Source organism: Pseudomonas sp. 14P_5.3_Bac1 (assembly GCF_025466135.1).
In the GTDB taxonomy this organism is placed as follows: Bacteria; Pseudomonadota; Gammaproteobacteria; order Pseudomonadales; family Pseudomonadaceae; genus Aquipseudomonas.
Genome location: NZ_JANLOF010000082.1, coordinates 143501 through 156335, shown reverse-complemented (window position 1 = coordinate 156335; position 12835 = coordinate 143501). Strand labels below are relative to the sequence as shown.

The 12835-nt window shown below is 61.4% G+C and carries 9 protein-coding genes; 6 read left to right on the top strand and 3 right to left on the bottom strand.

All coding sequences use genetic code 11. The features are described 5' to 3' along the window. Nucleotides 1–10: 10 nt before the first annotated feature. The 4 genes from NTD89_RS24365 (at nucleotide 11) to NTD89_RS24350 (ending at nucleotide 4356) form a co-directional block, all read left to right on the top strand. Nucleotides 11–907 (top strand): glycine betaine ABC transporter substrate-binding protein, encoded by an 897-nt coding sequence (locus tag NTD89_RS24365; RefSeq protein ID WP_242194740.1) that lies wholly within the window; start codon nucleotides 11–13, stop codon nucleotides 905–907. Between the two features lie 11 nt (nucleotides 908–918). Continuing rightward, the gene (locus NTD89_RS24360; protein ID WP_027604864.1) at nucleotides 919–1572 is read left to right on the top strand and encodes an ABC transporter permease; all 654 of its coding nucleotides are present in this window, start codon (nucleotides 919–921) and stop codon (nucleotides 1570–1572) included. Beyond that, nucleotides 1569–2726: a betaine/proline/choline family ABC transporter ATP-binding protein gene (locus NTD89_RS24355; RefSeq protein WP_053131666.1), complete on the top strand. Its 1158-nt coding sequence runs from the start codon at nucleotides 1569–1571 to the stop codon at nucleotides 2724–2726. Before NTD89_RS24360 ends, NTD89_RS24355 begins: the two co-directional genes overlap by 4 nt. A gap of 466 nt (nucleotides 2727–3192) precedes the next feature. After that, entirely contained in the window at nucleotides 3193–4356 is a 1164-nt protein-coding gene (locus tag NTD89_RS24350) for a type III PLP-dependent enzyme (RefSeq protein WP_053254366.1), read from the top strand. 47 nt (nucleotides 4357–4403) lie between these two features. On the opposite strand, the gene NTD89_RS24345 is transcribed toward NTD89_RS24350, so the two are convergent. Both NTD89_RS24345 and NTD89_RS24340 read right to left on the bottom strand, forming a co-directional pair. Beyond that, a complete protein-coding gene (locus tag NTD89_RS24345; RefSeq protein ID WP_262210118.1) occupies nucleotides 4404–5153 on the bottom strand; it encodes a tetratricopeptide repeat protein in 750 nt (249 codons plus the stop codon). A 1-nt stretch (nucleotide 5154) separates the two neighbouring features. Beyond that, nucleotides 5155–5835 carry a Fe2+-dependent dioxygenase gene (locus tag NTD89_RS24340; RefSeq protein WP_262210116.1) on the bottom strand — a complete coding sequence of 227 codons (681 nt, stop codon included), beginning with the start codon at nucleotides 5833–5835 and terminating at the stop codon, nucleotides 5155–5157. 207 nt (nucleotides 5836–6042) lie between these two features. Here NTD89_RS24340 and NTD89_RS24335 point away from each other — a divergent pair, with 207 nt between their 5' ends. Both NTD89_RS24335 and NTD89_RS24330 read left to right on the top strand, forming a co-directional pair. Continuing rightward, nucleotides 6043–8328, top strand: coding sequence for a TonB-dependent receptor (locus NTD89_RS24335; protein WP_262210114.1), 2286 nt, complete (start codon nucleotides 6043–6045; stop codon nucleotides 8326–8328). Between the two features lie 136 nt (nucleotides 8329–8464). Next, nucleotides 8465–10990: a sulfite reductase flavoprotein subunit alpha gene (locus tag NTD89_RS24330; protein ID WP_262210113.1), complete on the top strand. Its 2526-nt coding sequence runs from the start codon at nucleotides 8465–8467 to the stop codon at nucleotides 10988–10990. Nucleotides 10991–11122: 132 nt separating this feature from the next. Here NTD89_RS24330 and NTD89_RS24325 read toward each other — a convergent pair whose 3' ends face one another. Then, nucleotides 11123–12664, bottom strand: a complete 1542-nt coding sequence (locus NTD89_RS24325) for an alkaline phosphatase D family protein (protein WP_262210112.1) — start codon at nucleotides 12662–12664, stop codon at nucleotides 11123–11125. Nucleotides 12665–12835 lie beyond the last annotated feature (171 nt).

Sequence of the window (12835 nt, the reverse complement as noted above, 5' to 3'; positions counted from 1 at the left end):
AGGAATTCACATGAAAAAACTGACATTGATATTGAGCTGCGTCCTGCTGTTCGCAGGTTTTGCGCAAGCCGCTGAAAAACCAGTGATCCGCATCGGCGCACGAGTGTTCACCGAACAGACCCTGCTCGCCGAAATCACCTCCCAGTACCTGCGCACCAAGGGTTACGACACCCGCGTGACCGGCGGCCTGGGCAGCAACCTGGCGCGCAGTGCCCAGGAAAGCGGGCAACTTGACCTGATCTGGGAATACACCGGCGTGTCGCTGGTGGCCTACAACCATGTGGACGAGAAGCTCGACAGCGAACAGTCCTACGCCCGAGTTAAAGAACTCGATGCGAAAAAAGGCCTGGTCTGGCTCTCCCCGTCGAAATTCAGCAACACCTACGCATTGGCGTTGCCGGAAAACGTGGCCAAGGAATTCCCGCAGATCAACAGCATCAGCGACCTGACCCAAGCCCTGGCCGAGAAAACCAAAGGCACGCGCCTGGTGGCCCTGGACACCGAGTTCGCCAACCGTTCCGACGGCATGGCCGGCATGGTCAAGCTGTATGACATGAACCTGACCCGCAAAAACACCCGGCAGATGGACGCCGGCCTGGTCTACACCGCGCTGCGTAATGGCCAGGTGTTTGCCGGGTTGGTCTACACCACCGACGGTCGCCTGAATGCCTTCAAATTGAAGCTGCTCGAAGACGACAAACACTACTTCCCGGACTACACAGCTGCGCCGGTGGTGCGTCAGGTTTATCTCGACGCTCACCCGCAATTGGCCGCTGACCTGAAACCGCTGGCCGCGCTGTTCGACGACGCAACCATGCGCCAGCTGAACGCACGGGTCGACGTTGACCATGAAAGCCCCTCCGCCGTGGCCGCAGACTTCCTGCGCCAACATCCCATCAGCCAATAAGAGGAGAAGACATGGAATTTCTGAACGCCTTTTCCCATCTTGATTGGGCCCAGGTCCTGCACCTGACCTGGCAGCACATCACCCTGGTCGGCATTGCCGTCATTCTGGCAATCGTCGTGGGCGTGCCGCTGGGCGTGCTGATGACGCGCTTCCCGACCCTGGCCGGCCCGCTGCAAGCCAGCGCCACCGTGCTGCTGACCGTGCCGTCGATCGCGCTGTTCGGCCTGCTGCTGCCGTTCTACTCCAAGTTCGGCCAGGGCCTGGGGCCGATGCCGGCGATCACCGCGGTGTTCCTCTACTCGCTGCTGCCGATCATGCGTAACACCTACCTGGCCCTAACGGGCGTGGAACCGGGCATCCGCGAAGCCGCCAAAGGCATCGGCATGACCTTCGGCCAGCGCCTGCGCATGGTTGAACTGCCCATCGCCGTGCCCGTGATCCTTGCCGGTGTGCGCACCGCCGTGGTGATGAACATTGGTGTGATGACCATCGCCGCCACCATCGGCGCCGGTGGCCTGGGTGTACTTATTCTGGCTTCCATCAGCCGCAGCGACATGTCGATGCTGATCGTTGGCGCCGTGCTGGTCAGTCTTCTGGCCATCTTCGCCGACCTGCTTCTGCAATGGCTGCAACGCTCGCTGACTCCAAAAGGACTGCTCAAATGATCGAACTTCAAAACCTGACCAAGACTTTTCAAAGCAACGGCAAAACCGTATCTGCCGTGAACGACGTAAGCCTGACCGTCAATGAAGGCGAGATTTGCGTGTTCCTCGGCCCATCGGGTTGCGGCAAAAGCACCACGCTGAAAATGATCAACCGCCTGATCAAGCCCACCTCGGGCAAGATTCTGATCAACGGCGAAGACACCACCGACCTGGATGAGGTGACCTTGCGTCGCAACATCGGCTATGTGATCCAGCAGATCGGCCTGTTCCCGAACATGACCATCGAGGAAAACATCGTGGTGGTGCCCAAGCTGCTCGGCTGGGACAAGCAGAAATGCCACGACCGCGCCCGCGAGTTGATGAGCATGATCAAGCTGGAGCCCAAGCAATACCTGCATCGCTACCCGCGTGAACTGTCGGGCGGCCAGCAACAGCGCATCGGCGTGATCCGTGCATTGGCGGCCGATGCGCCGCTGCTGCTGATGGACGAGCCGTTCGGCGCGGTTGACCCGATCAACCGCGAGATGATCCAGAACGAATTCTTCGAGATGCAGCGCGCGCTGAACAAGACCGTGATCATGGTCAGCCACGACATCGACGAAGCGATCAAGCTGGGCGACAAGATTGCGATCTTCCGCGCCGGCAAGCTGCTGCAGATCGACCACCCGGACACGCTGCTGGCGCACCCGGCTGACGAGTTCGTGAGCAATTTCGTCGGCCAGGACAGCACCCTCAAGCGCCTGCTGCTGGTGAAAGCCGAGGACGCGGCGGACAACGCCCCGTCGGTGAGCCCCGAAACTCCGGTGGCCGAGGCCCTGGAGCTGATGGACGAAACGGACCGTCGCTACGTGGTGGTCACCTGTGCCGAGAACAAGGCGCTGGGTTATGTACGACGTCGCGACCTGCACCGTCAGACCGGTACCTGCGGCCAGTACTTGCGCGAGTTCAACGCCACGGCGGCGTATGACGAGCACTTGCGCATCCTGTTGTCGCGCATGTACGAGTTCAACCGCTCGTGGTTGCCGGTGATGGACGCGGAGCGTGTGTTCCTGGGTGAAGTGACTCAGGAATCGATTGCCGAGTACCTGAGTTCCGGTAAGTCGCGTGGCGGCAAGACCAGTATTGTCTCCCCTGCCGAGACCGCCCTGGCCTGATCTGAAACAACCCAGGTCAACCTGTGGGAGGGGGCTTGCCCCCGATGACGGTGTGTCAGTCACTTCATCAGTCACTGATCCACCCCTATCGGGGGCAAGCCCCCTCCCACATTTGCTCGCTGAAATCCCGCCGATTTAGCCCTCCCGGGGAACATCAATCCGTCACACCGGTCGGTTACATAAGTAGCTGCACGAGGTCCTGCGACGAACGCGTGCAAAAACGCGACATTTTTAGTTGATCTATGGCCCCTCACGTCCTAAAGTTCGCGCCGAACGTCCATGCTGGAAACGATCCATCCGGCTCAAGTACTGACGACGAGACAGCAAGGCCAAGGGAAGCAAGTGATCCCATGGCCTTTTTGCTTTCGGCGACATGCCTTGGGAAGTAGGCGAACCAAAGTGGGGATACGGAGGACGTTCATTTGCACCCATTGATCAAATTAGTTTGCCCTTAGGAGTTCCCAGCATGTCGATCAACGTCGAAGATTATTTCGCGCGCGCCACGTTTGACAAAATGAAGGCGTTCGCCGACAAGCAAGAAACCCCGTTCGTGGTGATCGACACCGCGATGATCAGCCAGGCCTACGATGACCTGCGCGCCGGTTTCGAATTCGCCAAAGTCTATTACGCGGTCAAGGCCAACCCTGCCGTCGAGATCATCGACCTGTTGAAAGACAAGGGTTCGAGCTTCGACATCGCCTCGATCTACGAGCTGGACAAGGTCATGGACCGTGGCGTCAGCCCCGACCGTATCAGCTACGGCAACACCATCAAAAAATCCAAGGACATCCGCTACTTCTACGAGAAAGGCGTGCGCCTGTTCTCCACCGACTCCGAAGCCGACCTGCGCAACATCGCCAAGGCCGCGCCGGGCTCGAAAGTCTATGTGCGTATCCTCACCGAAGGCTCGACCACGGCTGACTGGCCGCTGTCGCGCAAATTCGGCTGCCAGACCGACATGGCCATGGACCTGCTGATCCTCGCCCGTGACCTGGGCCTGGTGCCATACGGCATCTCCTTCCACGTCGGTTCGCAGCAGCGCGACATCAGCGTGTGGGACGCGGCGATCGCCAAGGTCAAAGTGATCTTCGAACGCCTGAAAGAAGAAGACGGCATTCATCTGAAGCTGATCAACATGGGCGGTGGCTTCCCGGCCAACTACATCACCCGCACCAACAGCCTGGAAACCTACGCCGAAGAAATCATCCGCTTCCTCAAGGAAGATTTCGGCGACGACCTGCCAGAAATCATCCTGGAACCAGGCCGTTCGTTGATCGCCAACGCCGGCATCCTGGTCAGCGAAGTGGTGTTGGTGGCGCGTAAATCCCGCACCGCCGTCGAGCGTTGGGTGTACACCGACGTGGGCAAATTCTCCGGCCTGATCGAAACCATGGACGAAGCCATCAAGTTCCCGATCTGGACCGAGAAGAAAGGCGAGATGGAAGAAGTGGTCATCGCCGGCCCTACCTGCGACAGCGCCGACATCATGTACGAAAACTACAAGTACGGCCTGCCGCTGAACCTGGCGATTGGTGACCGTTTGTACTGGCTGTCGACCGGTGCGTACACCACCAGCTACAGCGCTGTGGAATTCAATGGCTTCCCGCCGTTGAAGTCTTACTACGTGTAAGCAATTCGCACACAAAAAACCCATGACATGTCATGGGTTTTTTTTGGTCAGGACAGGCTCGCGGCGCGCTGTTGGTAGGCCTCGGCCATCGCCCGAACCTGCGGGTCACTGGCTGCGGCCAACGCGGTGTGAGCCGTTCGCAAAAACTTCAGATTGCCGCCCGCCAGCGCCTTGCGCAGCCACGCCAATGCATCGTCGATTCGGCCTCGGTCAGCCAATATCGCGGCATAACTGAACTGCCCGCGAAAATCCCCGCCCTCGGCTGAACGCCGATACCACTCGACAGCCGCCTCAAAATCCCTCGGGCAAGAGTGGCCGTCTTCCAAATAACGCCCCAGCAGGTTCATCGACTTGGCGTGGCCCTGCTCTGCAGCCAGCCGATAAAACCCCAGCGCTCGCGGTCGGTCTTCGTCGACACCACGACCGGTGGCCAGCAGGTTGGCATAGTTGTACTGGCCCCAATCCAACCCGGCCTCTGCCGCCAGGCGATACTCCCGCGCAGCTGCCGCTTCATCGACGGCGCAGCCCCAGCCATGTTCCAGGCAACGCCCGGCCATATTGCGTGCCATCAACTGCCCGCCGTTAGCGGCGATCTGGAACCAGCGCAGCGCCAGCGCTTCATCGCGCGCAATGCCGCGCCCTTCCAGCAGGATTTGCCCCAGCAAGGCCTGGGCGTCTACCACGCCCTCCTTGGCGGCCATCAAAATCGCCTGGGCGGCACGCACCGGGGAATCGTCGAGCATGCTTTGCAGTTGCTCGACGTTGAGCACTTCTTCACGGCGCAGTAAAAAGCCCATGTCAGACCTCGACCCAGCGGCGCAACAGGTTGTGGTACGTGCCGGTGAGCTGGATCAGCGCTGGATGGTCAGGAACATCGCGGGTCAGTTGCTGGATGGCGCCGTCCATCTCGAACAGCAAGGTGCGCTGGCTGTCTTCACGCACCAGGCTTTGGGTCCAGAAGAACGAAGCGTAACGCGCGCCACGGGTTACGGCGTTGACCTTGTGCAGGCTCGAACCTGGGTACAGCACCATGTCGCCGGCCGGCAGTTTGACCCGCTGCAGGCCGAAGGTGTCCTGGATCTCAAGCTCGCCGCCGTCGTATTCCTCTGGATCACTGAAAAACAGCGTGGACGACAGGTCCGTGCGCACCCGTTCATGGCTGCCCCGCGCCTGGCGCACGGCGTTATCGATATGGAAGTCGAAACTGCCACCGGCCGTGTAGCAATTGAGCAAAGGCGGGAAAACCTTGTGCGGTAACGCCGCTGACATAAACAGCGGGTTTTTCCACAAACGCTCGAGCATCGCCGCGCCAATTTCCTTGGCCAGCGGGTGGCCTTCGGGCAATTGCAGGTTGTGTTTGGCTTTGGCGGACTGATGCCCGGCGGTGATTTTACCGTCGGCCCACTCGGTGCTTTCCAAGGCTTGGCGAATGCGCAGCACCTCCGCGCGAGAGAACAGGCCGGGAATGTGCAGCAGCATGGGGCAGTACCTGAAGGCAGAGAGGCGCCAATGGTATTGATTCTTATCCGCCCTGTAAAACGCGGGAGACGAACGAGTTGGTAAAAACCGTAAGCAAAAAGTGTAAAGAATGTAAATTCAGTGCGAATAGTAATGTATCGCAATTGATAGAAACTCTTGTTGACCCTATATTCCGCGGCCTTACAACCTTGGGGAAGGGACACGTCAATGTCGCGCACACTGCTAAAAACACCAGCCAGTTCACCACGCATGCTGGCTTCGGCCATCGGCGTCGCACTCAGCGCCAGCTCTGCCGCCCAATTGGCGCAAGCGGCCGAAAGCACCGAACACAAAGGCGAGCGCAACAGCATCTCCCTGGGCGCCACCAGCATTACCGGCCAGGAGCAGGACAACACGTCCTACCAGGTGGAAAAAGCCGCTTCGCAAAAGTACACCGCGCCATTGGTAGACACCCCACGCTCGGTGACCGTGGTGCCGCAACAAGTGCTCAAGGACACCGCCGCCACCTCGTTGCAGGACGCCTTGCGCACTGTACCGGGCATTACTTTCGGTGCCGGTGAAGGCGGTAACCCTCAGGGCGACCGTCCGTTCATTCGCGGCTTTGATGCCCAGGGCGACACTTATCTGGACGGCGTGCGCGACACCGGAGGCCAGAGCCGCGAGATCTTCGACATCGAATCGATTGAAGTCAGCAAAGGCCCGAACTCCTCGTTCGGCGGTCGCGGCTCGGCGGGCGGCAGCATCAACCTGGTGAGCAAAACGCCACAGGCGCGCGACTTCACCAACGGCGGTTTCACCTACGGCTCCGACCAGACCCGCCGCTACGTGCTCGACGTGAACCGCCAGTTCCTCGACAACGCCGCGTTCCGCTTGAACCTGATGAGCCACGAGCAGAACGTGGCTGGCCGCGATGTCATCGACTATGACCGCTGGGGTGTTGCGCCGTCGCTGACCTTCGGCCTGGGCACGCCGACGCGCGTCAACTTCAGCTACTACCACATGGAAAGCAACGACCTGCCGGACTCGGGCATTCCCTACGGCTACAGCTCGCCGACCGCCACGGCCCACGGGCACGACAAACCCACCGATGGCGGTGACAGCAACAACTTCTACGGCTTGAAGGACCGCGACTTCCGCAAGACCCGCGCCGATATCAGCACGTTCTCCATCGAGCACGACCTGAACGACAACATGACGCTGAAAAACACCCTTCGCCATGGCAGCACCGGCCAGGACTACGTGCTCACTCAGCCGGACGACAGCCAGCGCAACGTCAGCCGTTTCGGCACCGTGTGGCGCCGTGCCAACACCCGAGTGTCGACCACCGACACCACCACCAACCAGACCGACCTGTTCGGCAATTTCCAGCTGGCGGGCATGAAGCACTCGTACTCCACCGGCCTGGAATTCACCGGCGAAGAAACCCGCGTCAGCGGCTACACGGTCAGCCCGAACGCCAACCCGACCTGCACCGTGGCCAAAGGCAGCCTGGGCGGGCAGTGCACCTCACTGAGCAACCCGACGCCGGACGACGCCTGGACTGGCAGCGTCGTGCGCAACTACTACGGCACCAACACCAAGGCCACCAGCCGCGCCGCCTACGTGTTCGATACCATTGAGCTGGACCCGAAATGGCTGTTGAACCTGGGCCTGCGCTACGACACCTTCGACACCGAAGCCAACACCAACGCCGCCGCGGGGCGCAGCAAAATCAAGGACGACAGCCAGTTCTTCAACTGGCAGGCGGGCCTGGTCTGGAAGCCGCTGGAGAACGGCAGCATCTACACCTCCTACGCCACCTCGGCATCGCCTGCCGGCGGCATGGTCGGTGAAGGCCAGGAAACCAACGGCTTCGTCACCGGCATCAACACCAGCGACCTGAAACCCGAAGAAACCGTCAACTACGAACTGGGCACCAAGTGGGACCTGTTCCACAACCGCCTGTCCCTGACCGGCGCGATCTTCCGTACCGAGAAGAAAAACACGCGCATTCTGGTGGACTCCAACACCTACGAGACCGCGGGCGAATCGCGAGTGGACGGCATCGAACTGTCCGCCAGCGGCAAGCTCACCGAACAATGGCAAGTGTTCGCCGGCTACAGCTACCTGAAAAGCGAGCTGGTTGACCCCGGCAAAAACGGCAACCGCCAGGGTGTCGTCACTGCCGGTTCCAACAAGGGCAACCAAATGCCCAACACGCCGAAAAACACCTTCAGCCTGTGGACCACCTATGACATCACGCCAAAGCTGACCATCGGCGGCGGCGCGTTCTACGTCGACCAGGTTTACGGCGATGCGGCCAACACCGTTTACGTGCCGTCCTACACGCGCTACGACGCCATGGCCAGCTACAAGCTGACCAAGAACGTCGACCTGCAATTGAACGTGCAAAACCTGACCGACAAGACCTACTACGACAAAGCTTACGCGGCGCACTTCGCCAACCAGGCGGCCGGTCGTACGGCGTTGTTGACCACCAGTTTCCACTTCTAAACGCGGCAAACTTCAGGCCCAAAGCCCCACGCATCGGATGCGTGGGGCTTTTGCGTGTAAAACAGAAGATTTCTCGTTAGCCCACGGCATAATGCGCGCCGTGACTTATATATCCAGATGAGCGAGGCGGTCCGACGTGTTGAAGAAAACCCTGTTCCAGTTGCACTGGTTCTTCGGCATTACCGCCGGGCTGGTGCTGGCATTGATGGGGATTACCGGGGCTGCGGTCTCGTTTCAGGATGAAATTCTGCGCGCGCTCAATCCGACCGTATTGAGCGTCGAAAAACGCGAAGCCGGCGTGCTGCCGCCTGCCGAACTGGTGCGCAAGCTGGAGGCCACCGAAGGCAAGACCGTGTCGATGCTGTGGGTGGAAAGCGACAGCGGCAACGCCGCGCGCGTGTTCTTCACCGCACCGCCGGGCGAGCGGCGTGGCCAGATGCGCTACTTCGACCCGTACACCGGCAACTACCTGGGCGACGCCGTCGGCCAGGACGTGTTCGGTTTCATCTTGCAGCTGCACCGCTTCCTGGCGGCTGGCGATACCGGCCGGCAAATCACTGGCGCCTGCACGCTGATCCTGGTGTTCTTCTGCCTGTCGGGCCTGTACCTGCGCTGGCCGCGCCAGGTGGCAAGCTGGCGCGCCTGGCTGACGCTGGACTGGCGCAAAAAGGGCCGCAGTTTCAACTGGGACCTGCACTCGGTGTTCGGCACCTGGTGCCTGCTGTTTTATCTATTGGCCGCGCTCACCGGCCTGTATTGGTCGTATGACTGGTACAACCAGGGCGTGACCAAACTGCTCTCCGACGCCCCGCAAAATGAACGCATGCGCAAGCGCGGCCCGCCGCCCGAAGGCCCGGCGCCAGTGGCCGACTACGACGCGATCTGGAGCAGCATCTACGCCAACGCCGGCCCCGGCTTGAGCGCCTACAACATCCGCATGCCGGCCGTCGCCGGGCAGCCGGCCATTGTGTATTACCTGCTCAACACATCGCCGCATGACCGCGCGCTGAACCAGATCAACCTCGACCCGGCCACCGGCGAGGTCAAGTCCCATGACCGCTACGCGAGCAAGACCTTCAAGTCGCAATTGCTCACCAGTGTCTACGCGCTGCACACCGGCAGCTACTTCGGCCTGGTAGGCCGCATCATCCTGACCGTCAGTGCGCTGTGCATGCCGCTGTTCTTTATTACCGGCTGGCTGCTGTACCTCGACCGCCGCCGCAAAAAACGCCAGGTACGCGATGCCCGCAAAGGCCTCGGCGCCAACCACAGCGACGCCCCGGCGTGGCTGATCGGCTTTGCCAGCCAGAGCGGCTTTGCCGAACAGCTTGCGTGGCAGACGGCCGGGCAATTACAGGCCGCCGGCCTGCCGGTGAAGGTGCAGCCGTTGGGCAGTGTCAGCCAGCAAGACCTGTGTGAGTCAGAACATGCACTGTTTGTGGTCAGCACCTTCGGCGACGGCGAAGCGCCCGACAGCGCCCGCGGTTTCGAACGCAGCGTGCTCGGCCAGGACCTGTCGCTCAAAGGCCTCAACTACTCGGTGCTGGCCCTGGGTGACCGCCAGTACGAACACTTCTGCGGCTTTGCCCGGCGCCTGCATTTCTGGCTGACCCATCAAGGCGGCAACCCGTTGTTCGCGCCTGTGGAAGTCGACAGCGGCGACACCGAAGCGCTGCTGACCTGGCAACAGCAGCTGGGCCAGCTCACCGGGCATGCGCCGGCATCCGCCTGGCAGACCGCCCAGTACGAAAACTGGACCCTGACCCGACGCACCCTGCTCAACCGCGACAGCGTCGGCTCGGACATCTACTTGCTCGGCCTCACACCGCCTTCGCCACACACCTGGCTGGCCGGCGATCTGGTGGAAATACTGCCGCGCAATTGCCCGTGGGCCATTGAACACTTCCTCGCCGGCCTGGGCCTGGCCGGCAGCGACGGCGTGTTGATCGAGGGCCTTGCGCAAACCCTCAACCAAGCCCTGGCAACCCGCCAACTGCCGGACAACCGCGCGCATTTGGTCGGCCTGCATGCCCAGGCATTGGTGAACGCCCTGGTGCCCCTGGGCATGCGCGAATACTCCATCGCCTCGATTGCCAGCGACGGCGTGCTGGAGCTGATCGTGCGCCAGGAACGTCACCCCGACGGCAGCCTGGGCCTGGGTTCCGGCTGGCTCACCGAACACGCCGCCCTCGGCTCAAGCATCAGCCTGCGCCTGCGTCGCAACAGTGGTTTCCATCTGCCAGAGGCGCCAGTGCCGCTGATCCTTTTGGGCAACGGCACTGGCCTTGCCGGCCTGCGCAGCTTGCTCAAGGCGCGCATTGCCGCTGGTCAGCAGCGCAACTGGCTGCTGTTCGGCGAGCGCAATATCGCCCACGACTACCTGTGCCAGGACGAGCTGCAAGGCTGGCTGGCCAGCGGGGATCTGGCCCTGCTGGACCTGGCGTTTTCCCGGGATCAGCAAGAGAAAATCTACGTACAGGATCGCCTGCGCGAGTCGGCGGACGTGCTGCGTCGATGGCTGGCAGACGGCGCGGCCATTTATGTCTGCGGCAGTTTGCAGGGCATGGCGACGGGCGTGGACCAGGTGCTGCATGAGGTGCTGGGCAGCGAAGCAGTCGAGCGCCTGATCGAGCAAGGGCGCTATCGCCGGGATGTGTACTGAGCCCTCATAAACACCGAGGATCAAATGTGGGAGCTGGCTTGCCTGCGATGCAGGCACCTCGGTGTATCAGTGACACCAGGGTGATGCAATCGCAGGCAAGCCAGCTCCCACAGTGTTTAAGTGCATTGCAGGTCAGGCAGGCTGCAGCTTTTGCTCGAACACCGAGACCCCATCCAAGTCCCGCAAGATCACCGTCAACCCCGCCGTCTGCCCGTCAATCTGCACCTCACCAAAAAACTGAAACCCGGCCAGCGGCGAGGTGTTCTGCGCAGGCGGCGCCTTCTCGAACACCACCTGCGGGCCAAAGGTTTTATCCAGCGGGTTGGGCCCAAAACTCCCTGCATTCAACGGCCCGGCCACAAACTCCCAGAACGGTTCGAAATCCTGAAACGCTGCCCGGTCGGGGTGGTAATGGTGCGCCGCGCAGTAGTGCACATCCGCCGTCAGCCACACATGGTTACGCACCTGCTGGGCACGCAGAAACCCCAACAGTTCGGCAATCTCCAGCTCACGGCCCTGGGCCGGGCCAGGGTCGCCATTGGCAATCGCTTCCCAACGCGGCACGCCGGGGCTGACCTCGCCATCCGGTACGCCAAGGCCGATGGGCATGTCGGCGGCGATGACCTTCCATTGCGCTTTTGAGGCCTTGAGTTCGCGCTTGAGCCAGTCCAGTTGCTCACGGCCCATGAACGGTTTTTCGCCACCCAGGTTGTCGTCGTTGGGGCCGCGGTAACTGCGCATGTCCAGTACGAACACATCCAGCAAGGGGCCGTAACTGAGCTTGCGATAGATCCGGCCGCCGCCATCGGCGCTTTGCCGACGCATCGGTGAATACTCCAGCCAGGCCTGACGTGCGCGGCCGACCAGGGTGTTGATGTCCTTGGTCTGATAGCGCTCATCGAGTTGCTTGCTCGGCGACCAGTTATTCACCACCTCGTGATCGTCCCATTGCCAGATCTGCGGCACCTCGGCGTTGAAGCGGCGCACGTTTTCGTCGAACAGGTTGTAGCGGTAATTACCGCGGTATTCATCCAGGGTTTCGGCGACTTTGCTCTTGGCTTCGGTGGTGATGTTGCGCCAGATGCGCCCGTCTTCAACGCTCAGTTGCGCCGGCACCGGGCCGTCGGCGTAGATGGTGTCGCCGCTGTGGATAAAAAAGTCCGGCAGGCGCAAGCGCATCGCTTCGTAGATGCGCATGCCGCCAATGTCCGGGTTGATACCAAAGCCCTGGCCGACGGTGTCGCCGCTCCACACAAAACGGATGTCACGGCGTTGTTGCGGCACGCTGCGCAGGTGGCCAAACCACGGCTCGCTGGCGACGCCGGTCTGGGCGTCTTCAAAATGCACGCGGTAAAAGATCGCCTGGTCGACCGGTAACCCCGTGAGTTCGACGCGGGCAGTAAAGTCGGTGCGGCTGTCGGCCAGTGGCGAGATGAATTTTCGCGGGTTGCTGAACACGCTGCGGGTGTCCCATTCCACCACCATCTTGGCCGGGCGGTCGCTGCGGCTCCAGATCATCGCACGGTCGCCCAGCAGGTCGCCGGACTGCACGCCATCGGTGAGTTGCGGCCGGTCCTTGACCGACGCGATCACCGCCGGCGCCAGGCCCGGCAGCAGCAGGCCCGCGCCGACGGCTTGCATCACGCGGCGACGGCCGAGGTCGAAGTGGCTCATGCAGGTGCCCTCTTGAGTATCAAAAGGTCAACTAAAGCACGCGGGGATGAAGCGGATGTGACACCCGACTCGGCAACCCTGGAGCCCCAAATGTGGGAGCGGGCTTGCCCGCGAAAGCGCAGTGTCAATCAACCAATACATTGACTGGCACACTGCGTTCGCGAGCAAGCC